Origin of the sequence: Bifidobacterium sp. UTBIF-78 (assembly GCF_006408945.1) — a bacterium.
In the GTDB taxonomy this organism is placed as follows: Bacteria; Actinomycetota; Actinomycetes; order Actinomycetales; family Bifidobacteriaceae; genus Bifidobacterium; species Bifidobacterium myosotis.
Genome location: NZ_JFAO01000020.1, coordinates 41,882 through 65,954 on the forward strand (window position 1 = coordinate 41,882; position 24,073 = coordinate 65,954).

General features: G+C 62.5%; 16 protein-coding genes and 3 pseudogenes. 5 read left to right on the plus strand and 14 right to left on the minus strand.

Annotation, left to right across the window (positions count from 1 at the left end; all coding sequences use genetic code 11):
• Nucleotides 1–57: 57 nt before the first annotated feature.
• The 4 genes from BG22_RS05495 to BG22_RS05510 form a co-directional block, all read right to left on the minus strand.
• The gene (locus tag BG22_RS05495; protein WP_140493927.1) at nt 58–720 is read right to left on the minus strand and encodes an amino acid ABC transporter permease; all 663 of its coding nucleotides are present in this window, start codon (nt 718–720) and stop codon (nt 58–60) included.
• A 201-nt stretch (nt 721–921) separates the two neighbouring features.
• A complete protein-coding gene (locus tag BG22_RS05500) occupies nt 922–1,782 on the minus strand; it encodes a transporter substrate-binding domain-containing protein (protein WP_140493929.1) in 861 nt (286 codons plus the stop codon).
• A gap of 120 nt (nt 1,783–1,902) precedes the next feature.
• On the minus strand, nt 1,903–2,670 hold the full coding sequence (locus BG22_RS05505; protein WP_140493931.1) for an amino acid ABC transporter ATP-binding protein: 768 nt from the start codon (nt 2,668–2,670) through the stop codon (nt 1,903–1,905).
• Nucleotides 2,671–3,070: 400 nt separating this feature from the next.
• Nucleotides 3,071–4,450 carry an O-acetylhomoserine aminocarboxypropyltransferase/cysteine synthase family protein gene (locus BG22_RS05510; protein WP_375137700.1) on the minus strand — a complete coding sequence of 460 codons (1,380 nt, stop codon included), beginning with the start codon at nt 4,448–4,450 and terminating at the stop codon, nt 3,071–3,073.
• 604 nt (nt 4,451–5,054) lie between these two features.
• Here BG22_RS05510 and BG22_RS05515 point away from each other — a divergent pair.
• Nucleotides 5,055–6,161 (plus strand): helix-turn-helix transcriptional regulator, encoded by a 1,107-nt coding sequence (locus BG22_RS05515; protein ID WP_140493933.1) that lies wholly within the window; start codon nt 5,055–5,057, stop codon nt 6,159–6,161.
• A gap of 113 nt (nt 6,162–6,274) precedes the next feature.
• On the opposite strand, the gene BG22_RS05520 is transcribed toward BG22_RS05515, so the two are convergent.
• Both BG22_RS05520 and BG22_RS05525 read right to left on the minus strand, forming a co-directional pair.
• Nucleotides 6,275–6,523, minus strand: coding sequence for a mycoredoxin (locus BG22_RS05520; RefSeq protein WP_094667764.1), 249 nt, complete (start codon nt 6,521–6,523; stop codon nt 6,275–6,277).
• Between the two features lie 280 nt (nt 6,524–6,803).
• The gene (locus BG22_RS05525) at nt 6,804–8,036 is read right to left on the minus strand and encodes a PLP-dependent aspartate aminotransferase family protein (protein ID WP_140493935.1); all 1,233 of its coding nucleotides are present in this window, start codon (nt 8,034–8,036) and stop codon (nt 6,804–6,806) included.
• 268 nt (nt 8,037–8,304) lie between these two features.
• On the opposite strand from BG22_RS05525, the gene BG22_RS05530 reads away from it, so the two are divergent.
• On the plus strand, nt 8,305–8,955 hold the full coding sequence (locus BG22_RS05530) for an alpha/beta hydrolase (RefSeq protein ID WP_140493936.1): 651 nt from the start codon (nt 8,305–8,307) through the stop codon (nt 8,953–8,955).
• Here BG22_RS05530 and BG22_RS11455 read toward each other — a convergent pair.
• Both BG22_RS11455 and BG22_RS11460 read right to left on the minus strand, forming a co-directional pair.
• A pseudogene (locus tag BG22_RS11455) lies at nt 8,933–9,958 on the minus strand (GTP-binding protein); the annotation flags it as partial. The gene BG22_RS05530 and the pseudogene BG22_RS11455 sit on opposite strands and share 23 nt — an antisense overlap.
• Nucleotides 9,959–10,104: 146 nt before the next feature.
• Nucleotides 10,105–11,191, minus strand: a pseudogene (locus BG22_RS11460) (GTP-binding protein); the annotation flags it as partial.
• 391 nt (nt 11,192–11,582) lie between these two features.
• Here BG22_RS11460 and BG22_RS05540 point away from each other — a divergent pair.
• Entirely contained in the window at nt 11,583–12,188 is a 606-nt protein-coding gene (locus BG22_RS05540; protein WP_258186225.1) for a PolC-type DNA polymerase III, read from the plus strand.
• Nucleotides 12,189–12,519: 331 nt separating this feature from the next.
• Here the strand turns inward: BG22_RS05540 and gmk are convergent, their stop codons facing one another.
• From gmk to efp, 6 genes and pseudogenes are all read right to left on the minus strand, one after another.
• Entirely contained in the window at nt 12,520–13,179 is a 660-nt protein-coding gene (gene gmk, locus BG22_RS11135) for a guanylate kinase (protein WP_258186226.1), read from the minus strand.
• A gap of 9 nt (nt 13,180–13,188) precedes the next feature.
• A pseudogene (pyrF, locus tag BG22_RS11140) lies at nt 13,189–14,103 on the minus strand (orotidine-5'-phosphate decarboxylase); the annotation flags it as partial.
• Nucleotides 14,103–17,486, minus strand: coding sequence for a carbamoyl-phosphate synthase large subunit (gene carB / locus BG22_RS05550; RefSeq protein WP_140493942.1), 3,384 nt, complete (start codon nt 17,484–17,486; stop codon nt 14,103–14,105). The gene carB and the pseudogene pyrF, both read right to left, overlap by 1 nt.
• Before the next feature lies 1 nt (nt 17,487).
• The gene (carA, locus tag BG22_RS05555; protein ID WP_140493944.1) at nt 17,488–18,732 is read right to left on the minus strand and encodes a glutamine-hydrolyzing carbamoyl-phosphate synthase small subunit; all 1,245 of its coding nucleotides are present in this window, start codon (nt 18,730–18,732) and stop codon (nt 17,488–17,490) included.
• 189 nt (nt 18,733–18,921) lie between these two features.
• A complete protein-coding gene (gene nusB, locus BG22_RS11145) occupies nt 18,922–19,554 on the minus strand; it encodes a transcription antitermination factor NusB (RefSeq protein WP_258186222.1) in 633 nt (210 codons plus the stop codon).
• Nucleotides 19,555–19,602: 48 nt separating this feature from the next.
• Nucleotides 19,603–20,166, minus strand: coding sequence for an elongation factor P (gene efp / locus BG22_RS05565; protein WP_140493946.1), 564 nt, complete (start codon nt 20,164–20,166; stop codon nt 19,603–19,605).
• A 907-nt stretch (nt 20,167–21,073) separates the two neighbouring features.
• Between efp and BG22_RS05570 the strand changes: the two genes are divergently transcribed.
• Both BG22_RS05570 and BG22_RS11340 read left to right on the plus strand, forming a co-directional pair.
• Nucleotides 21,074–22,351: a CTP synthase gene (locus BG22_RS05570; RefSeq protein WP_140493948.1), complete on the plus strand. Its 1,278-nt coding sequence runs from the start codon at nt 21,074–21,076 to the stop codon at nt 22,349–22,351.
• 922 nt (nt 22,352–23,273) lie between these two features.
• Nucleotides 23,274–23,882, plus strand: a complete 609-nt coding sequence (locus BG22_RS11340) for a sugar O-acetyltransferase (protein WP_140493950.1) — start codon at nt 23,274–23,276, stop codon at nt 23,880–23,882.
• Nucleotides 23,883–24,073 lie beyond the last annotated feature (191 nt).

Genomic DNA, 24,073 nt, shown 5'->3' on the forward strand with positions numbered 1-24,073 from the left:
ACGGTATCCATGCTACCAGTGCGCGGCGAGACGGAAGCTACGCGCACCGAAATTCCGCTAGAAATGCGCGTTGAGGCGCTTCTCACAATAGTTCTGTAACCAGGTGAGCACCGTGCAGAAGAACAGGTAGATCAGGCCTACCTCGATGTACAGCACCAGAGGTTCGTAATAGATGGCCACAATGCGCTGGGCGGACATGAACATCTCCACCACGGTGATGTTCGCGGCCAGTGACGTATCCTTGACCAGCGCGATGAACGAGTTGAACAGTGCCGGGAACGCCGATCGGAACGCCTGTGGCAGAATGATGCGCCGCATGATGGTCACGTACGGCATGTTGGCCGCGAGACCTGCCTCGAGCTGCCCCTTGGGCACCGCCAGAATCGCGCCGCGCAATGTTTCGGAGGCGTAGGCACCCACGTTGAGCGAGAACGCGATCACGGCGGACGGGAGAGCCGGAATCGTGATGCCCACCGACGGCAGACCGAAGAAGATGACGAACAGCTGCACCAGCAATGGCGTGCCGCGGAACACCCATACGTAGAACCATGCGATCTGCGAGGCCACCGGCACCTTGGCCACCCGGATGAGCGCCACCACAATCGCCAGCACCAGACCGAAGGCGAAGGAAATCAGGGTCAACGGTATGGTCACCGTCAAGCCCGGAATGAGTAGCTTGGTGAAGGAATCCGTGACAATTCCCCATACTCGCGCGTCCATGTACCCGTCCTTTATCCCTTATGGCTTATGGCTGATGTGCTGATGACTGATGACTGATGTATATCACGTTGCCGATGCGCCGCGATGGGCAGACAACCGTGCGGCGGCGGTCCGGTGGCCGCCAATGGTTCGCGAGCGACCATCCATCGATGGCCGCCACCCACGGCAAACCGCCGGACCGCCCGTCCGGGACGCCGAGCATCACTCCTGCGAGAAGTCCTCGCCGAAGTACTTTTCGGAGATCTTGGTGAGCGTGCCGTCCTGCTGCAGCTTGGCGATGGCGTCGTTGACGGCCTTGACCAGATCGTCACTGCCCTTGCGGAACGGCAGCTGCGCGGCCGGGGTCTTCTCGGACTTGGCGGCGATCTTGATGTTCGCGTCCGGCTTCTGCTTGAGGTAGTCGAGCACGGCGAGGCCGTCGTTAAGCGTCACGTCCGCGCGGCCGGACTGCAGGGCCTCCACGGCCTGGCCGAAGTCATTGACCTGCACAATGGTGGCGCCCTTCTCCTGGGCGGTCTTGTTCCAGTTGGAGGTTCCGGTCTCGGCGGCCTGCAGACCCTTGACGTCGTCGAACGACTTGACACCCTTCGGGTTGTCCTTGGTGGTCACGACCACGCCGTAGGAGTAGGTGTACGGTTCGGTGAAGTCGTACTTGGCCTTGCGCTCGTCGGTGGCGCTGATCTGGTCGGCGACCGTGTCATATTTCTTAGCGTCCACGCCGGCGAGCAGCGAATCGAAGCTGCCTTCGGCGAATTCGGCCTTGACGCCCACCTCCTTGGCGATGGCCTTGGCCACTTCCACGTCGTATCCGGTCAGCTCGTTGGTCTTGGAATCGTGGTAGCTGAACGGCGCGTAGGTGCCTTCGGTGGCGAACACGATCTTGCCGGCGGACTTGACCTGCTCCAGTGCGCTGGCGCTGGAGGACGCATCGGAACCGGACTTGCCGGACTCACCGGCGTTGGCGGAACCGCAGGCGGCCAGCGAGAACAGCACGGCCACACCGGACAGCAGGGCCACGGCCTTGCGCAGCGCGCCGCGCGACTTGGATAGATTGTTGGACATGACAAACCCCTCTCTTGAATATGTCATTTATCTCTGGTTTATTGTTCGCTCGATGATTTCGGCGGATTGTTGGCGGACCCATCAGGATTGCGTCAGGACCGCTTAACAGCCGCATCAGGCTCAGCGCGGTGCGTCGCCCGCCGGAATCATGAGCACGTTGTTGGTCGAGGACAGGAACTCCCGTGTGCGGTCCTGCCGCGGATGCTCGAAGATCTGCTTCGGGTCGCCCTGTTCGATGATGTGGCCGCCCTCGATGAACACCACACGATTAGACGCCTCGTAGGCGAACCGCATCTCGTGGGTGACCATGAGCATGGTCATGCCGTCGCGCCCGAGCTGCTTGATGACCTCCAGCACGCCGGTCACCATCTCCGGGTCCAGCGCCGAGGTGGGCTCGTCAAGCACGAGTAGTTCGGGGCTCAAGGCCACGGCGCGGGCGATGCCCACACGCTGCTGCTGTCCGCCGGACAGGGTGCTCGGGTATCGGTCGGCGAAATCCGCGAGTCCGACGCGGTCAAGCTGCTCGGCGGCGACCTTGCGGGCCGCGGCAGGCTTGACCCCCTTGGCGTAGATCAGCGGTTCCGCCACGTTCTGCAACGCGGTTTTGTTGAGGAACAGGTTGTAGTTCTGGAACACGAATCCGATGCGGGAGCGCACCTTGCGGATGTCCGATGATTTGGTGGTGGTCAGGTCGACCGGACCATCGCCGAAGTCCACAGTGCCGGAATCCGCGCGCTCAAGGAAATCCAGGATGCGCAGCAGCGTGGATTTGCCGGAACCGGACGGTCCGATCACCGTGACCACGTTGCGACGCGGGATGTCGAGATCGAGCCCGTCCAACACCTTGGTGTCGCCGAAGCTTTTGCTCACGCCTCTGATCTCGATCATCGGTTTCCTCTCGTATCGTCGTTAAGTCATATGCGCCATATGCCATATGGATGCCATGGGGAAGACCGCCCGCCCATGTCGGACGTAGCGACCTTACCGGCATCCCGCGAACCGGTTCCGCGACTGTTCTCCAGTAGCGAATCCGCAGTAGCGGCGCCGCGGCAAACCCGCAGTGGCGAATCGTTTCCCTTCCACCGGTCGATTTCCACCTTAGCCAAGGGATGCCAGCCCCGGCCCGGCGTTGCTATACGCGTTGTCTATGAAGGGTTATTCGGTGGCGTCTCTGCATCGGGCGCACGCTTGCGAACACGAACGCATGGCGTGAACCCATGGCGCGTGGACACATGGCACGAACGCGCGGGAACATGGATGGCGGAATATGGTGCCGGACGTCGGCAGGTCAGGCTCGGTACGCGCCTGCGATGGCCTGATCGAGGTCAGTGATGAGGTCGTCCGCGTCTTCCAGTCCGATGGACAGACGGATGAGGTTGTCGCTCACACCGGCCGCAATCCGGGCGTCCGCCGGCACCTCACGATGGGTGATGTGCGCGGGGTCGACAATCAGCGAGCGCGCGTCGCCGATGTTCGGCACGTACGAGAACAGCCGTGTCCCGTCGATAATACGGCGCACGTTGTCGGCGCTGCCGTCCACCAGGAAGGAGAGGATCTGTCCCACGCCGCGCGGGAAGTACTTCGGCACCAGATCGTATTGCGGCGTGTAGCCGAGACCGGAATAGTTGACTTTGATCACATGCGCGGCATGGGTCAGATGTTCGGCGATGCGATGTGCGGAGGCGACCTGCTGGCTGACGCGCTGCGGCAGCGTCTCCAATCCCACAAGGGACAGGTAGGCGTTGAACGGGCTGGCCACCGCGCCGAACGTGCGCAGGTACTTGATGCGGATGCGCTTGATGAACGCGGCGTTGCCGAATTTCTCCGCGAAACTGTGCCATTCGCCTGCCCGGTCGTCGCTGATAACCTGTTGGCGCGCGGTGAACTGCGGGAATCGGCCGTTGGCCCAGTCGAAATGGCCGCCGTCGATCACCGCGCCGCCGATGGCGTTGCCATGGCCGGTGATGCCCTTGGTGGTGGAGTGGACGACGATGTCCGCGCCGAACCTGATGGGATTGAGCAGGTACGGCGTGGGTACGGTGTTGTCCACGATGAGCGCGACGCCGTGCCTATGGGCGAGCGCTGCGAGCGGCTCGATGTCCAGGATCTCGGTGGACGGGTTGGACACGGTTTCGGCGAAGATCGCGCGGGTGTCGGGGCCTATTTTCGACTCGACCTCGTTGAGATCGTTGATGTCCTTCACGAAATCGGTGTGGATGCCGAACTGCGGCAGGAAGTCGCCGAGCGCGTCCACGCTGGCGCCGTAGAGGTCGCTGGGGGCTATAATCCGGCCGCCGCCCTCCCCCGCGCACATGAGCGCATAACTGACGGCCGCCATGCCGGAGCCGACCGCCACCGCGCCTATGCCGCCTTCGAGCGCGGCCAGTCGCTTTTCCAGCGCGTCAACCGTGGGATTGGCCACGCGCGAGTATTCGAAGCCATCGAGGTCGCCCGCGGCCAGCGCGTCGCCCCGCACCGCGTCGCCCAGATCGAAGGCCGCCGAGGCGTAGATAGGTGGCACGGCCGCGTAGCCGTGGTCGAGCGGATCATAGCCCGCATGGATGGCCCGCGTCGCGAACGCGCCGATCACGGCACCGGGCGCGGCCTCGGCCGTGACGTCGTCCGCTTCAGAATCCACCGTGTCGAAACCCGCATTGTTGGAACCCATATGACCCACCATCTTCTTTCCGCTTCCACGCCCAAGCGCACTCCACGCCCGGCGTACGACAACATATGCATCCGAACTTAGCAAGCAACGGCCGGCCGAAACGTCGTGCCGATATCGCGATTCGCCATGCCGTCCTATAACCGTGGTTTATGTGGACCGGCGTTGTTGTTGGATTCTCTGTCGCCGGTGGAGGCCGTCACTCCTGCGGAATATCTGGCTCGTATGGATTAGTGGTCCTGAATCAGCAGTGACCGCATAACCGATGCTGTCGGCTCTTCCCCAGTTGAATCTGCCGACAGCCTTTTATCAGAGGTGCCATGCTCGCTCAAAGACTCCATCGCGACCGGATACGCCTAATGCACCGGAATGCCCTGGAACCCCATAATCCCCATAATCCTTGGAATCATGCGGATGCAACCGGTGGTTGCTTGCGGTTGCAGGCGGTTTTCGGGTTGCTTTTGGGCGTGGCAACCCAAAGATGGTGGTGCGGCAGGCCGTACCATGACATAGTGAGGGGCATCGTATCGGAGCGTCGCCCGAATGCGGCGATTGCGACGATACCTAGCACGATGAACCCGACATTCGGGAGGGGAAGGGGAACACGATGAGTTTTCGTACCAATCTGCAATACCTGCGTTCGCAGCGCAACATGACGCAGGAACAGCTGGCCATGCTGCTTGGCGTCTCGCGGCAGGCGATCTCGAAATGGGAATCGGACAAGGCCTATCCCGAAATGGACAAGCTGCTGGCGATCTGCGACCTGTTCGGCTGCACGCTCGACGATCTGGTACTCGGTGATGTGAGCCGCCCGGCGTCCGGCCTCGCGAACGCCCGGCAATCGACGGGCGCGTCGGCATCGGCCGAAGTCCCGGCGAATGCCTCCGTCACCACACCGGCCGTCACGCCCACTGCCACCCCAGCCATCACGGCGTCGCCGGGCAAGACGCCCGCCGCCCTGCCCCGCGATTTGACCGGCTATGATGCGCACCGGCGCATGTTCGCCACGCTGATCGCCTCCGGGGTCGCGGTGATTGTGGCATCGGTGGGTGTCGCCAACCTGTTCGATGAGGACAACTCGATCATCGGCACCAACCCGCTCAACGACTTTTTGACGTTCCTGTGCATCTGCGTGGGCGTGATCATCGGTCTGGCGTTGCTGATTCCGGGCAGCATGTCGCACGCCGCGTTCAAACGGGCGCACCCGTATGTCGAGGATTTCTATACCGAGAACGACCGTCGGCGGGAGATGAGCACGCTGGCGATATGCGTCGTGGGAGGCATCGCCGCGATTCTCATCGGCATCGCCGTCGTGATGTATGCGGACGATGTGATGGAGATCAGCGCTGGATGGCCGAATGCCGTCATGCTGTTGCTGTGCGCGGCCGGCATCTTCGGATTCGTCTATGGCGGGATGCGATACGGTCTGCTGGACATCGAACGGTACAACAGCGAGACCGAAGCGAATCACAGAGTACGCGACGGCGAACAGGATCCCACGGCCAGGCTGACCGGTGCGGTGAACGGCATCATTATGCTGGCCGTCACCGTGATTGCCCTGATTGTGCTGTTCCTCAGCCTTGCGATGGACTGGCACGCAGGCATGCGGTTCTTCTGGATTCCGTGGCCTATCGGCGGCATCCTGTGCGCCATCGCCTCCGTCGTCATCGCGATCCTCCGGGATTACCGGGGCTTGGGGAACGATAAGCGCTAGGCAACCAATGATTGCAAAATGCATGACGGCGGGTGGCCGACGGGGAACACATCATATCCCCGTCGGCCACCCGCCGTCGTATGGTTCTTTGCTGTAGACTGCGGCACGAACCGTCAGCTCAGCAGGCCCAGCTCCTTGAGCTTGTTCTTGATGTCAAGCGCGGACGGCTCGACCTGGAAGCTGCCATCACCGTACTGCACGACCGGAATGTGCTGCTGGCCGCTGATCGCCACGGCACGGTCGGCCGCTCCCTCCTCCTGCTCGATGTCGTGCCAGACGAAGGCGGCGCCGAAATCGTTGAGGGCGTCCTTCGCGCGCTTGCAGTCGCCGCACCACGTAGCGCCGTATACGTCAATCGCCATGTCGGATCTCCTTGTTTGAGTTGTTGGTCACGCGTCTTATATCACGTTTGTCACGTTGCGTTGCCTGTGCCATACTCGACCTGTCGCTACGCCATAATCCATGTTCATCCGCGGCATTCGTCGAACTGTCATCACTCCCCTACCGTACCGGACATCGCACAAATCGCCATTGATGTTCGGTCATAGAGAAACCGGCGTCTGACGAATGGACGCCGGTTTCACCAGGAGTAGGAAGGAGTAACGAGAAAAGCGGAAGCGGAAAGAACGAGCGAATATCAGATCAGGCGAACACCCCCGAAGTCAACTGGCTGAACACGTCGGACTCGGCGTGACGTTCAAGGTAACGCTCGTAGGCAATCTCGAAGGCCTGTCCCAGATCCTCGATGAGGTCCACGGCGTCTTCGATGCCGAGTGACAGGCGAACCAGCTCGTCGGTGATGCCGACTTTGAGACGCTCCTCGCGCGGCAGTTCGAAATGGGTCATACGGCACGGCAGCTCGGCCAAGGATTCGACCGCGCCCAGCGAAACCGCCAAACGGAAGACGTGCAGGTTGTTGAGCACGTCGGCCGGATCGACGCCGGGCACCACCTCGAAGCTCAGCACGCCGCCGGCGCCCTTCAAGCCCTTGGCGGACAGTCGCTGGTCACCGGCACCGGGCAGGCCCGGGTAATGCACGGCCTTGACCAGAGGATGGGCCAGCAGATAGCGGGCTACGGCGAGCGCATTCTCCTGCTGACGGTCCATGCGCAGGGCCAGCGTCTGGATGCCACGACGCACCGCGTCGCACTCGGCTGGAGCCAGCACGCCGCCCAACCGGTTCTGGGCGAAGTAGATGCGATTGGCCAGATCCTCACCGGAGGCGACCACCAGACCGGCATTCACGTCGGAATGACCGGCCAGATACTTGGTGGCGGAATGGATGACCACGTCCGCGCCGAGGGAAAGCGGCTGCTGCAGGTACGGGGTCACGAACGTGTTGTCCACGATGGTGAGGGCTCCGAATCGGCGGGCCACGGCGGAGATGCCGCGCACGTCATTGACTTTGAGCAGTGGGTTGGTGATGGTCTCGAAGTAGACGGCCTGGGCCGGTGCGACGCCGTTCTCGGGGTCGCCTTGCACGGCCGTGGTCAGCTCCTCAAGGTTTTGGGTATCGACGGACTGCACTTTGAGACCCCATCGGGTGAAGAACTCGTTGAGCTGCGAGTAGGAGCCGCCGTAGATGTTGTCGCCAACCACGATGCGGTCGCCGGGCTTGAAGATGCTCAGCACCGCGTGGATTGCGGCGAGGCCGGATGCGAATGCGAAACCGCGTGTGCCCTGCTCGAGCTGCGCGATCTGGCGCTCCAGAAAGTCACGGGTGGGATTGCCGCTTCGGGCGTAGTCGTAGCGGGGCATCGCATCGACCCTCTCGAAGGCATATGTCGTTGAGTTGTAGATCGGCGGGTTCACGGCTCCGGTGTTGTTGTCTCCAACCGGCAGTCCGTGGACGAGCTGAGTGTTGAACCTGGTCATTGCGCACCCCCTTATGGTGTCTTTGTGGCGCCGTTTTGGCGTACCGTTGGTGTTATTCGCACTGTTTGCGTTATCCGTGCCGCCGCCGGTGTTTCGTTGGCCGGCCACCTGCGTGCAGGCTGTGCGCGGGAACCGTTCCCGCGCGGCACGATTACGACGATAACGCGCCGAGGCTGCGATGTCACCGGCGTGGCTATAGGGGTTTTTTATGGGGTGTTACATACGGGCCACGGGCTGCTTCATGGCTGCGTTGACTAGACTGGGAGCCATGAAGGTTACCAAGGCTTTGACCCGACTGAAGGGTACGGATAAGGACCCGGTGTTCCTGCTGCTGCACGGCTGGGGTTCCAACGAATACGATCTTCCTGATTTGCTGAACTACTGCGGTGCCGGTTCGGCCGACTACGCGAGCCTGCAAGCGCCGATCGCCTACGGCATGGGATACACATGGTTCGGCACATGGGCCCATGAGGGCGTGCCGGAAGGGCAGTCGCTCACCGATCAGGCGTTGGAGGCCGCCACCGCCATCGACGAATGGGTGAAGGCGAACATCCCCGCCACACGCGCGGTGGTCACGATGGGCTTCTCGCAGGGCGGCCTGCTGGCCGCGCACCTGCTGCGCGTCGATCCGGAACGCTATGCCGCCGCCGTCTCATGCTCCGGCTGGCTCGCTCCCGGCTCGCTGCCCGGCGACGCCGATCTGGCCGAGCGCAAGCCGCCGGTGTTCTACGGTCATGGCTCGATTGATGACATCTTCCCGAAGGCGGATGTCGATGCCATGGGCGAGTTCTGGCGGTCGCATGCCACGCTGACCGAACAGGTCTACCCTGGCATGGCGCATTCGATGAACATGCCCGAAATGCGGGATATCCAGCGATTCCTGGAGACCAACGGGTTCATTCGCCCGCAGATCTGGTAGTCGCATATTCCACATGGGCGAACTCCGGAACTTTATACCATTTGACCGGATAGCCGGCGCCGTGAGCGCAGAAGACCGAATCAGGCGTGTTGTCCAGATCCGACTCGGCGTCATAGGCGGCAGCCCTGACCACCTCCTCCTCGTTATGGCATGGCCGGTATCCGCCGAACGTCGCCGAGAACCTGCCGTGCCCGTGCGTGTATTGGTTGACGTCCATCGCGTAGTCGCGCATTTCGGAGACCGGCGCCATGCCTTCGATCACCGCATAGTCCCCCTCCATGAGCGGTGCGTCGAAGGTGCCGCTCATGCGTTGCACGTCGCTCATGGCACGTCCAATCATGTCCGCCGGCACCTCCAAACGGAACCGATACCATGGCTCCAACAGACGGCAATTGCCAACGCCTGACGTATCGGGACGTTCCTCAACCGGGACTTCGGGCCTGCCGACAACGCCCGCCCGCGCTTCCATCAGCCCCTGACGGATAGCCCGGTATGTGGCTTGGCGGAAGTCGCCGCCCTCGGTGTGTTTCAGATGGGCCCGGCCCGCCACCAGAGTCATCGAGATATCCGTCAACGGGGCACCGACCAATACGCCGAGATGCTCGCGCTCGGTCAGATGAGTAAGAATCAACCGCTGCCAGTTGCGGTCAAGCTCATTCTCGGACAGCGCCGACCGCACCGAGATACCGCTACCGGGCTCCCCCGGCTCCAACAGGATATGTGCCTCGGCGTAATGGCGCAACGGTTCGAAATGCCCGACGCCTTCGATAGGCGCCGTGATGGTCTCGCGATACAGGATCGAGCCGGGACCGAACGATACCTCCAGACCAAATCGATCGTGCAACGTCTGCTGAATGATCTCCAGCTGCACCGCACCCATGAGCTGCACATGGATTTCGCCTAGTCGCTCCACCCATACCACATGGAGCAGTGGGTCCTCGTCTTCCAATTCGCGCAACGCGGCCATCACCTTGTGGAGGGTGAGGTCGTCGAATCGTGGCCGCGGCGCGATCTTGGCGTCTTCGGATGAAGCTCCGTCGGTGTCCGACTCATCCTGTCCTTTCGAAGCTTCGCCCCCGTCGGAAGCGCCCGGCATCCCGGCGCCGCCCGACGTGCGTGAGGCGCCAGCAGCACCGGCCGCACCGGCAACGCCGACTACCCCGGCCGACTCGTCCCCGGACGCCCCGCCCGGCAGCACCGTATAGGTCAGCACCGGCTGCAATGCGGGCGACTCCGCATCCGGCTCGGCCCCCAATCCCTCACCGGGGAAGGTCCGGGTCAGACCGGTCACCGCGCACACCGCGCCGGCCGGCACTGCGGTGACGGTCTCGAATTTCGCGCCGTTGTAGACACGGACCTGATCGATTTTCTCGGCTTCCCCGCCGACATCCACCATCTCCTTGGCCTTCAACGTGCCTCCGGTCACCCGAAGCCAGGTCATCCGGTTGTGCTGGCCGTCGTGCGCGATCTTGAACACCCGTGCGGCGAACGGCTCCGGCCAATCCGGCTCGATGGAGTAGGATTCCAGCCCATCCAAAAATTCCTCGACGCCGTCGAGTTTGAGTGCCGAGCCGAAATACACCGGGAACAGCCGTCGTCCGGCGATCATCGCGCGAATACGGCCCACGGTCAGGCTCCCGGATTCGAGGTATTCGTCCATGGCCCGCTCGTCCAGCGTGGCGATGTCCTCGGCGCTCTCCCCCAACGGCACGATCGCATCGGGTTCCACCGGCCCAGCCCCGGTGCCCGGATACTCCTCATCCGGCGCCGGTAGAGCATACACCGCATCGCTCAGCCGGCTACGTAGCTGCCCGAGAATAGCGTTTCTGTCGAATCCGGAGGCATCGCACTTGTTGACGAAAATGAACGTAGGCACGCCGTATCGGGCCAGCAGCCGCCAAAGCGTCTCCGTGTGCCCCTGCACGCCATCGGTGCCAGAGACGACCAGAATCGCATAGTCGAGCACACGCAGCACACGCTCGGTTTCGGCGGCGAAATCCACATGGCCCGGCGTGTCCAGAAGCGTCAGTCGCAGCGAGCCGTGCTCCACGAGTGCCTGATGCGCGAAGATGGTGATGCCGCGTGCCTTTTCCAGCGAATTGGTGTCAAGGAAGGCGTCCCCGTGATCCACGCGGCCAAGCTTGCGAATCTCCCCGGACCGGTACAGCAACGCCTCGGACAGCGTGGTCTTGCCCGCATCCACATGGGCCACAATGCCCGCCACCACTCGTTTCATCGGCCGCATCCCCTTCTTTCCGTCAATCACCCTGCGCGATTCATTATCCTGTGCGATTCCGTTCCCGGATCTCACCGAGAGGTCTTCCCACCAATATATCCGCACCTTTCGGGTAGGGAATAATTTTTCCCTATGACGGTCGTCCCATTACAATGTTTGAGCGAACATCGACTATCGTGAGGAGATTTCCGTGACCACATCCGGCATCGCCGTCTACGGCCGACCCAATGATTCCGGTTTCGCCGACGCATCGGCAATCAGCAGAGCCGGCCGGGAGACCATCGGACCAGTCGCGGCTGCCTCCCCCACCACAACCGTCGCAACCGGCACAAACGGCACACATACCGCGAATACCGCAGGCACCGACCTCGACGGATTCCCGCTCGATTACGTGGCGCTGGATCTCGAGACCACCGGCTTCTACCCCAACCGCTGCGCCATCACGGAAATCGGCGCCGTGCGGGTGCGTTCAGGCCGTATCGTGGACCAGTTCCAGGAACTGATCAACCCGTTGCGCCCGATTCCACGCCAGATCACCGCATTGACCGGCATCAGCGACGCGATGGTGGCTGATCTCGACCCCATCGACGAGGTGCTGCCCCGGTTTATCGCATGGCTCGCCTCGTCGGACTCCGGTTCCGTGCCTGAACCGATTGTGGGCCATAACGTGAGCTTCGACCTGCGGTTCCTCGACTACAACACGCGGCATGTCGCCGGTTCCGGGTTCGCCTGCACGGATTACGACACCATGCAGATCAGCCGTATGCTGTTCCCCGAACACAAGCATCATCGCCTGGCCGATCTCATCGTACGGTTCGACATCGCGCAGAACGAGGAGCACCGTGCGCTGAGCGACGCCATCCAGACCCAGGAGTGCTTCGAATGGATGCGCCGGTACATCGCCGGTCACCATGATCCGGCCCAGCTGGAATGGCGTCCGGTCCCGGCCAAATCAGCCACGCCGATTCTGCACCAGCAGCTGGTGGTGCTGCGCTAGCGGCAAGTTCCAACATTGTTATCTGACGGTGCCTTGACAACGCCCTGACGACGCCCTACGCCAACAATTCCAATACATTGGCTACCTCTGAGACTCGCTTTGCGGAGCGGTTCCCCTATCAAGATAAGCCGAGATCAACGTCAACGAACTTCTGGCGCAGCATATTGAAAGCCAACGGCTGCAAAGACGTACGCGTTGCAACCAATCTTGCCTTACACAGCTGACACAAGAAATGGCGGTGGACAACACGACGTCGCGTGTCATCCACCGCCATCAGCGATGTAATTCAGCTGTTCAGAGCCATCCGATTGTCAGAGACCGTACCGTCCCGTCAGAGGCCGTACTCCCTGGCGATGACGGACCACAGCTCGTCGGCCGCACGGTCGACGTTGTCGTTGACGATGGTCACGTCGAACTCGTTTTCGGCGGCCAGCTCCACTTTGGCTGTCTCGAGGCGCTTCTTGACCTCCTCCTCGGACTCGGTGCCACGGCCCTTGAGTCGGCGCACCAGCTCGTCGAAGCTCGGCGGGGCGATGAATACGTACACCACGTCCACACCCAGCTCGGCCGCGGTCTCCTTGATGCGGCGGGCACCCTGCAGATCGATCTCCAGCAGGGTCGGCACACCCTCGGCCAGATGCTCCTGCACCGGCTTGAGCGGGGTGCCGTAGCGGGCGAGCCCATGCACCAGCGCGGTCTCCAGGAACTCGCCGGCGTTCTCCTTGGCGGAGAATTCCTGATCGCTCAGGAACCAGTAGTTCACACCGTTGACCTCACCGGGGCGCGGCTTGCGCGTGGTGGCGGAAACGGACAGCCAGACGCCGGGGTGCTTCTTGCGCATGGCGTTCTCCACCGTGCCCTTGCCCACACCGGCGGGACCGGTGAGCACGACCAGACGGCCCTTGGGCTTGGTCTCGGAGGACTCTCCGGACTGCTCCGCCTCGGCGGCGGCATCAGCGGACGCAACGGCTGCCTTCTTCACGGTTCCCATGCCGCTCTTCTCCTTGTTCTCACCTTCGTTCATGGCCTCATACAGCGCCTGGCGCACATCAAGCGCAATCGATTCGGTCGCCTGCTTGAGCGCGCTGATGGACGGACCATGCGATGCGATGAAGCGCGACACAGTCACCAGCACGTTGCCGCGCGTGCCCTTGAACACGGTTTTCAGATCCTTGGCCTCGGCGCCCTGCCAGCCGTAGCCCGGGGAGAGGATCGGGCCGGTGAAGTCGGCCGGGTTCACGCCGGAATCCTGAATCCACTGGCCGATGGTGGCACCGATGATCAGGCCCACCGAGCCCATGCCTTCGATGCCCACGTTGTGCTTCTGCGCGGTGGAGGCGATGCCGTAGGCCACGGTGCGGCCCTTGTAGTCGCCGCTCTGGCGGATGGCGGTCTGCAGGCTCATGCCCTCCGGGTTGGAGGTCAGGGAGGCGATGAACACGCCACGCCCGTTCTCCAGCGCCTCGTTGATCAGGCCGTTGAGCGACCGTGCGCCGTAGTACGGCAGCAACGTGATGGCGTCCGCCAGCATCGGGGAGCCCGCCTTGAAGTAGGCGTCCGCGATGGCGGAGATGGTGGTGGGCAGACCGCCGTGCAGGCAGTCCACGATGGTGATCACACCCATCTGGCGGGCTGCGTACAGGACGCGCTCGAGCGCTTCGAATCCCTTGGCTCCGTAGCGCTCGAACATCGGCGTCTGGAACTTCACCGCGGCGGCGCAACCGCTGGCCGCCTGCAGCATGCGCATGGAGAACAGCTCCGCGCCCTCGGCGTCCACGTTGTATCCCCAGTCGGTGAGGAGTTTACCATGTGGATCAATACCCACGCACAACGGTCCGTATTTGGCCATTGAATTGCTGAGTCGCAAACCGAAATCGGAACGCTGCGCCTGCAACTCCTCATCGCTGGTTACCATCAGAACTCCTGTCTCTCCAATTCGAATAGTTGCTTCGAATGATCCTGGATGCTCATGATCTGGTAATCATTATGCTTCACGGCCTCGATAGCGAGCAGCGCCGCCTGGAACTCCGTGATGGTGGTGAACTGGGGCAAATCCGCTGCAATTGCTGCCGCGCGGATGGAATATCCATCCGACCGCGAGCCTCGCGAGTTCGGCGTGTTGAGGATCATGTCGATCTTGCCGTCCTCGATGAGCTGTACCACGTTCTTGCCCACGGAACCCTCGGCGTGGTGGACCACCACCGGCGCCTCCGGATCGGAATCCACGCGCGTGCTGATCTTGTCCACGATGTTCGAGTCGATGCCGTAGCGGCGCAGCACGGAGGCGGTGCCCTCGGTGGCCCAGATCTTGAAGCCGAGCTCCTCCAAGCGCACCGCGATGAGAGGCAACTGGCGCTTGTCGGTGTCGTTCACCGAGATGAACACGTTGCCATGGGTCGGCAGGCCGCCGTCGTATGCGGCGAGCTGGCTCTTGGCGAACGCATGCGGGAAGTCGCGGTCGAAGCCCATGACCTCGCCGGTGGAGCGCATCTCCGGTCCGAGCAGGATATCGACGGTCTTGCCCACCGGCGTGCGGAAGCGCTTGAACGGCAGGACGGATTCCTTGACCGCCACCTGCTGACCGCGATGCATCACGCCGCCGTCGCCCTTGGGCAGCAGCAGACCGTTGGCGCGCTGGTCGGCGATGGTCTCGCCGGCCATGATGCGCGCGGCGGCCTTGGCCAGCGCCACGCCGGTGGCCTTGGACGCGAACGGCACGGTGCGCGAGGCGCGCGGGTTGGCCTCGATGACGTACAGCGTGTTGGCCATGAAGGCGTACTGCACGTTGACCAGACCCTGCACATGGCAGCCCTTGGCGATGGCGTAGGTGCCTTCGCGCAGACGGCGGATCTGGTCGTCGGACAGCGTGGACGGCGGCAGCGTGCAAGCCGCGTCGCCAGAGTGCACACCGGCCTCCTCGACGTGCTCCATGATGCCGCCGATGTACAGCTCCTCGCCGTCGAACAGGGCGTCGACGTCGATCTCGATGGCATCCTGCAGGAACTTGTCGATGAGCAGCGGGGAGGGCAGACGACCGGACACCACGGTGTCGGCCTGGGCCTCGGCCAGCGCGCGATCTACGTACTTGGTGAGCTGCTTGTCGTCGTAGACGATCTCCATGCCGCGGCCGCCGAGTACGTAGCTCGGGCGGACCAGCACCGGGTAACCGATGCGGTGGGCGGCGTCCATGGCCTCCTCGAGGCTCAGGGCGGTGCCGTAACGCGGGGCGTTCATCTCGGCCTTCTTGAGCACCTCGCCGAACAGCTCGCGGTTCTCGGCCAGATCGATGGATTCCGGCGTGGTGCCGAGAATCGGCACGCCCGCGGCCTTGAGTCGCGCGGCCAGCGACAACGGCGTCTGGCCGCCGAGCTGCACGATGACGCCCTTGACCGGGCCCATCTTCTTCTCGGCCTCGTAGATCTCGAGCACGTCCTCGAAGGTGAGCGGTTCGAAGTACAGGCGGTCGGACATGTCGTAATCGGTGGACACGGTCTCCGGGTTGCAGTTGACCATGATTGTGTCATAATCCTTGCCGAGCTCCTGCACCGCGTGCACGCAGGTGTAGTCGAACTCGATGCCCTGGCCGATGCGGTTCGGGCCGGAGCCGAGGATGATCACGGCCTCGCGGTCGCGCGGACGCAGCTCGGTCTCGTCCGCGTAGCAGGAGTAGTAGTACGGCGTGACCGCGTCGAACTCGGCGGCGCAGGTGTCCACGGTCTTGTAGACCGGGCGCACACCGTAGTTCCAGCGCAGCTCGCGGATGGTATTCTCACCTTCGTCGCCGAGCCCGCGCAGGTGGGCGATCTGCACGTCGGACAGGCCGGCGAGCTTCGCCTTCTTGAGCAGCTTCGGGGTCAGCGTCTCGGCGGCGCGCACGGTGGCGGCCATCTCGTTGATGAGCTCAAGCTGCTTCAAGAACCACGGGTCGATCTTGGTGGCCGCGAATAGCTGCTCGAGGGTCGCGCCGCCCCAGATGGCGCGCATGAGCTGCAGATAGCGGTGCTCGGTGGGCACCTTGATCTGCTCGAGCAGGTCGGCGACCTCGTCGGCGGACGGCTTGTCGCCATCCCAGGTGAAGCCCATGTGGCGCTTGTCGATGGAGCGCATGGCCTTGCCCAGCGATTCCTGGAAGTTGCCGCCCAGTGCCATGGCCTCACCCACGGACTTCATGGAGGTGGTCAGGGTCGGGTCGGCGCCCGGGAACTTCTCGAACGCGAAGCGCGGCACCTTGGTGACCACATAGTCGATGGTCGGCTCGAAGGAGGCCGGGGTGGACTGGGTGATGTCGTTGCGGATCTCGTCCAGTGTGTAGCCGAGGGCCAGCTTGGTGGCGATCTTGGCGATCGGGAAGCCGGTGGCCTTGGAAGCCAGCGCGGAGGAACGGGAGACGCGTGGGTTCATCTCGATGACGATGATGCGGCCGGTCTCGGGATGCACGGCGAACTGGATGTTGCAGCCGCCGGTGTCCACGCCCACGCCGCGGATGATGGCGATGCCGATGTCGCGCAGCTTCTGGTATTCGCGGTCGGTGAGGGTGAAGCAGGGGGCCACGGTGATGGAGTCACCGGTGTGCACGCCCACGGGGTCGACGTTCTCGATCGGGCAGACGACCACGACGTTGTCGTTGCGGTCGCGCATGAGCTCGAGCTCGAATTCCTTCCAACCCTCGATGCCCTCCTCGATGAGCACCTCGTCGGTCGGCGAGTAGTGGATGCCGGCACCGGCGATGCGGTGCAGCTCCTCCTCGTTGTGCGCAATGCCGGAGCCCAGACCGCCCATGGTGAAGCTCGGGCGGACGACCAGCGGGTAGCCGAAGCGTTCGGCGATCCTGTCCACTTCCTCGATGCTGTGCGCGATGTCCGAACGAGCGGATTCGGCGCCGGCCTCGTCCACGACCTTCTTGAACAGCTCGCGGTCCTCGCCGCGGTCGATGGCCTCGAGCGAGGCGCCGATGAGCTCGACGTTGTACTTCTTGAGCACACCGGCCTCGCCCAGCGCCATGGCGGCGTTGAGGGCGGTCTGGCCGCCGAGGGTCGGCAGCAGCGCGTCGGGGCGCTCCTTGGCGATGATCTGCTCGAGGATCGGGGTGGCGATCGGCTCGATGTAGGTGGCGTCGGCCATCTCGGGATCGGTCATGATGGTGGCCGGGTTCGAGTTGACGAGGATGACGCGGATGCCCTCCTCGCGAAGAACGCGGCATGCCTGGGTGCCCGAGTAATCGAACTCCGCGGCCTGACCGATCACGATCGGGCCGGAGCCGATGACCATCACGGATTTGATGTCGGTGCGCTTCGGCATATCACTTACCTTCCTTGCTTGCGGCGCGTTCGTCGCGCGGGTTGTTCTTCATCAGTTCGCAGAAACGGTCGAACAGGTAGGCCGCATCGTGCGGGCCGGCGGCGGCCTCCGGGTGGTACTGGACGGAGAAGGCCGGGATGTCCACGCACTGCAGCCCCTCAACCACGTCGTCATTGAGATCGATGTGGCTGACGAACACCTTGCCGTACTTGCCATCCTCGAACGGCGCGTCAACGGTCTTGCCGATCGGCGCGTCCACCGCGAAGCCGTGGTTGTGGGCTGTGACCTCCACCTTGCCGGTGGTCACGTCCTTGACCGGCTGGTTGATGCCGCGGTGGCCGAACTTGAGCTTGTAGGTGCCGAAGCCGAGCGCACGGCCGAGCAGCTGGTTGCCGAAGCAGATGCCGAAGAACGGGTATCCGGCGTCGAGCACCTGGCGCAGCAGCTCGACCTCGGGGCCGGCCTGCTCCGGGTCGCCCGGGCCGTTGGAGAAGAAGACGCCGTCCGGGTTCAGGGCCTCGATCTCGCTGAAGGTGCTGGTGGAGGGCACCACATGCACGCGGCAGCCGCGCTCGGCCATGCGGTGCGGGGTCATGCCCTTGATGCCGAGATCCACGGCGGCCACGGTGTACAGCGGCTCCTTGCCCTCGTACTCGCCGCACGGCTCGACGGTGTACGTCTCCTTGGTGGAGACCTCGTCGTACAGGCTCAGGCCCTGCATCTTTGGCGTCGCCTTGACCGCCTCGAGCAGCTCGGCCACGTCACGCAGCTTGCCGGTGTCCGGGTTGGTCAGGGCCGCGCCGGAGTAGATGCCGGCGCGCATCACACCTGCGGAGCGCAGGTGGCGCACCAGCTTGCGGGTGTCGATGTGGCTCAGTCCGACGATGCCGTTCTTCTTGAGGTCGTCGTCGAGGCTGCCTTCGGCGCGCCAGTTGCTCACGTTCGGGGAGGGATCGCGCACGATGTAGCCGGCCACCCAGATGCGGGAGGATTCAGGGTCCTCGCCGTTGACGCCGGTATCACCGATGTGCGGGAAGGTCTGCACCACGATCTGACGGTCGTAGCTGGGATCGGTGAGCGTCTCCTGGTATCCGGTCATGCCGGTGGCGAAGACGATCTCACCGGTCGTCTCTCCGAGAGCTCCGTATGGCTCTCCCACATACACCTGTCCATCTTCCAAAACGAGGACTGCATCGTCCTGGTCATACGTCGGAATTGCGATGGTTCCGGACTCGTTCTGACTCACCAAAACCCCCTTCGTTTTTTCGGGTATTCGTACCAAGGTTAACGGCCAGCGAAGACTCACACGCCGCGGCATGCGAACCTTGGGGCCCACTGGCAGGCCCACCGGCCAAACGACCGGCAACGGAGCGGAACGCTGGGCGTCGCTCATGAAAAAGCCTCCCGTAAAGGGGAGGCTGAATAAAGAAAAGGACTAGTCGACCGCCAGCTGATTGCCGTCGGACGGATTGTCGGCGACCTCATCGGCAACGGATGCGTCGTCGGCGGCGTGTTCGCCGGAGGAATCGTCGGTTTCGGTCTCCCCGGAGACGGCGTCGTCATCGGCCGTATCGGTACCGGCGGATACGGCACCGTCAGCATCAGATGCCTCGGCATCGGACGTATCGGCGTCGGAGGCGTCCGCAGCCGTTCCGTCGGTGACGATGGAATCCTTGTCGGCGCACACCGCGGACAGCAGTCCGTGGATGAAGGCCGGCGAATCGTCGTCGCATAGGGTCTTGGCCAACGCCAGAGCCTCGTCGATGGCGACCTTGTCCGGCACCTCGTCGTTGAACAGAATCTCCCAGACGGCGATGCGCAGGATGTTGCGATCGACCACGCCCATGCGACGCACCTTCCAGCCGGTGGAATGCCCATCCAGCGTGGAATCGATGAGTCGACGGTGCTCCGCCACTCCCCTGACGATTTCGATGGCATAGTCGGGAAGCGGGGTCTGGGCGCCGGGGTGCGCGATGCGCTCGTCAAGCAGGGACAGGATGTCCTGACTCTTCTCGTCGGCCTCGTACAGGGTGTTCAACGCCCTCTTGCGCGCGGTGGAACGTGCCATATGTACTACTTAGTCCTCTTGTATGTTGCTTGATGCGGTGCGGGAGAATCAGTTCTCGCGGCCGGTGTAGGAGCCGTCCTCGGTGTTGATCTTGACGCGGTCGCCCTCGTTGATGAACAGCGGCACCTGAATCTCGGCGCCGGTCTCAACGGTGGCCGGCTTGGTGCCGGCGCTGGAGCGGTTGCCCTGCAGGCCCGGCTCGGTGTGAGTGACGGTGAGGACCACGTTGCCCGGCAGGTCGACGTTCAGCGGGGTGCCGTCGTGGAAGGAAACCACGCAGTCGGTGCCTTCGAGCAGGAACTTGGCCTTGTCGCCCACGAGGGCCTTCGGCACGTAGATCTGGTCGTAGGTCTCCATGTCCATGAACACGAAGTTGTCGCCGTCCTCGTAGGAGTACTGGAGGTTGCGGTTGTCCACGGTCTCGAAATCGATCTTCATTCCAGCGTTGAAGGTCTTGTCCACGATCTTGCCGGAGAGCACGTTCTTAATGGTGGTGCGCACGAAAGCAGGGCCCTTGCCCGGCTTGACGTGCTGGAACTTCATGACGGTCCACAGCTGGCCGTCCAGGTTCAGGACGGAACCGTTCTTGATGTCGTTGGTAGTCTGTGCCACAGTTACTCACCTATTTTCAAATTCAAACTTCTAGGGCTAGGGCCAATGCCCAAAAATTGCCTTGGTTATTATGCCACAACCGGTATACAGGGCGAAACACCGTGTGGATGGACGGCTCCAGGCGGCTCCAGGCGGCTGTTCGTGCACCGATGCCATGCGCGATGCCGATGGTCTGGTTCTCCGATGCCGAGACCTGGTTCGCGGACATCACCGGCAGGGGCTACGGCACCGCGCCACCGCATCGCGGCTACCGCATCCGCACATCCGCATCCGCACATCCGCATCCGACGACCAACGCCTTGCAACAGGCAGCCTACGCCCGGCTTCGCAACGGATACCTGGTCCACCCCCATCGCGGCCGGCGTATTGGGCGACAGGACCCGCCGAACGCATTGGATGGATGGGATTGGACATGCCGGCAGGCAAACAGACAGATCGGACGGACAGACAGAACAGACAGACAGACGAGCACACGGACGGGCAAGCAAGCAATCAGATAGACAGACGAAGCGGACGGACAAACAAACAGCCGAAACGGACAGAGCGGACAGACGGTAAGTACGCGGCTCAACGAACCGCCCGCATACTTACAGTCCCTCTGGGGGTCGTTTCCGACTGTATGTACGCGAATGGTTCGTTGCCACGCATACTTGCAGTCGGTATACAGACGAATCCGTCCCGCACCTAGTGGTCTGTCTCGTAATTGTCTGAGTGGTGTTGGCCCCCTCTGGTGAGGTGGCTGTCAGCAAAGCTGACTGAGGGGAGAGACAGAAGCTGAACCCCTCAATCATTAGTGAGACAGACCACTAGTGCAAGTTATCCACATCCGTTGGGGATAACCGAAGCTGGAACCACATATCCCGTTCCGGCTTGACCGCCCATATGCGGGCCATCAATCATGGCTGGTATGAGAACGCATCACGAACTCGAGCTCCTCTGCGACGACGCCGAGAGCAGCCTGCGCTGCTTCCATCCGACAACCAACGCCTTGCAACAGGCAGCCTACGCCCGGCTTCGCAACGGATACCTGGTCCGGCCCCATCGCGGCGTCTACGCCCGCACCTCGTATTGGTCCAATCTCGACCCGGCCGAACGCTCACGCCACATCATCCGCACCCTCTCCCGGCAATTCCCGAACCGCGTCTTCGCGGGGCTCAGCGCGGCGGCGATGCTGCGACTCGAATACAACTGGAGCCTGCATAACGGCAATACCGTATTCCTCGCATCGCCCTCGGGGAACGCGCGACGCTCTTTCCACGGAATCAGACACATCAACATGACCAATCCGCCCGTGTCAACCGTGCTGCACTACCGCAGCGGCACGGCAATCCGTATGAAATTGCTGAAGGGCGGCCCGCCTGCCTCTGCCTCCACTATGGCAGCGGCGTCGGCTCGGTCGGTTCAAAAGCCGCGCGGCGTAATGACGGCCGACGTAATACCGGCCGACGCCACGCCAGCCGACCTCGTACCAACCGACACCACGCAGACCGGCATCGCACCAACCGGTACTACGCAGACCGACCTCGTACCAACTGACATCGCACCGACCAGCATCACCGACATGGTTCCAATCACCTCCCCGGCTCGTACTCTGGTTGATTGCGGGCGAACGTATCCCTTCGCCCAAGTACTTCCGATGTTCGACTCCGCATTGCGCAACGGTTTGGTCACGCCCCAACAGATCCTGGAGGTCTGCGACGGAATCCATTCGGAATGCGGCGGCATCATGCGACTGCTGCACTACGCGAATCCCTTAAGCGAGAACGGCGGCGAATCGTTCTGCCGCGCGATGATCATCGAGTCCGGCTTCGCGACTCCTCAACTGCAGCACACATTCACGGATATGGATTCATCGTGGGCGCAGTACCGCGTGGATTTCGTCTGGCATACCGAAGACGGACGCGTCATCGTGCTCGAGTATGACGGCAAGGCCAAGTACACGAACCCGTCGATGACCCATCATCAAAGCGTGCGGAGCGTGGTGCATGGTGAGCGGGAGCGTGAGGATGCCTTGAAGAGGGCCGGCGTGACCACGATCATCCGCGCCGACTACGAAGAGGTCGTCGGGCGGACTCCGTTGGTGCGCAAGCTGATTGATGCCCGGGTGCCCCGGGCGGGGATCAATCCGAAATATGAGTATGCGACCAACCTCGCCGAAACAAAGATCAGCGGAGGGACCAGGTGAGCCCATCCATCGCAGCCGGCGCATTGGGCGAGAGGACTCGCTGAACGTACCGGATGGATGGGATTGGACATGCCGGCATGGCAGGCAGACGGACAGGCAGGCGAACAGATAGAGCGGACAGAACGGACGGACGGGCAGATGGACGGGCAGGCAAGCAATCAGATAAACAGACGAAGCGGACGGGCAGACAGACAAAGTAGACAGACAGAGCGGACAGACTGTAAGTACGCGGCTCAACGACCCGCCCGCATACTTACAGTCCCTTTGGAGGCTGTTTCCGACTGTAAGTACGCGAATGGTTCGTTGCCACGCATACTTACAGTCCCTTTGGAGGCCGCTTCCGACTGTAAGTACTCGGCTGAGCCGTTGGAACGCGTACATACAGTCCGTTTGGAGGAAATTGGAGGAAAGGAGTGCTTCGGACTGCGTGAGAGTACAACCCTCAATGAAATGAATAAGCATGAATGGGCGAACGGATTGCCGATTGTGAACTTCAGTCATGAATCATCCGAAAACCGGACCTTCGGCACACGGTACAACGAATCAATCGCGCCCTTACAGCCTGTTTGAGGACCGCGTCGGACTGTATGTACGCGGCTCGACGAACCGCCCGCATACTTACAGTCCCTCTGGAGGTCGTTTCCGACTGTATGTACGCGACTAGGTCGTTGGGACGCGTACATACAGTCCCAGTCCGCTTGAGAAAAGGGACATTGCACTTAAGAAAAGAGACGCTGCACTTAAGAAAAGGGACGCTGCGACGCGGAATGCCGGGACGCGTCGGGTGTGCTCGCCATCATTCCCGACACGATTCGGTTGCGACGCGGAACACCGGGGGGCACGTCTCCCGTCTCGCAAGACATAGAATGGCAGCGTAACCATTATTGGATTCACAACGATTTCAGCAAGGAAGCAGAATCTGATGGACAACGCCGAACGTCGAAGCGAGCAACTCCCCTACCATTATGACGACCCCAGCATCATGGACGGTCAGCTCGAGTATCAGGAGAAGCTCTGGGAATTCAACCAGACCCATCCCACTGACCAGGCCGGCAAGCAACGGCTGCTCAAGGAGATGTTCGCCGAAATTGGCGAGGGCTGCCATGTGGAGACGCCGGCGCACGCCAACTGGGGATTCCATCATGTGCGCATGGGCAAGGGCGTCTATTGCAACACGAATTTCACCTGCGTGGACGACGGCGACATCACCATCGGCGACTGGTGCATGTTCGGGCCGAATGTGGTCATCGCCACCGCCGGCCACCCGGTGCTGCCCATCCTGCGCGAGCACCACTACGTATACGCGATTCCCGTTGTCATCGGGAACAATGTGTGGGTCGGCGCGAATGTGACCATCCTGCCGGGCGTCACCATCGGCGAGAACACCGTGATCGGCGCCGGCTCGGTCGTCACCCACGACATCCCCGCGGACTCGGTCGCCTACGGCGCGCCTTGCCAGGTGGCACGCCCCATCGGCGAACAGGACCGCGAATACTACTTCAAGCGCCGCAAGCTTGACGTCTGGGAGTGATCCGGCGAGACCGCCCACAGCAAGATGCCGTCACGACCCCGCCTTCGCATCTGATCCGCGTATCAGATCCACGCCACCACCGCAGCCCTTTCATGATTCCGTCCGAACCACTCAAGCCTGCTTGACATATCGAATTTCGATATAATACTATTGAAACACAATCGAACCCACGGATGAGTCGGTTCGGCAGG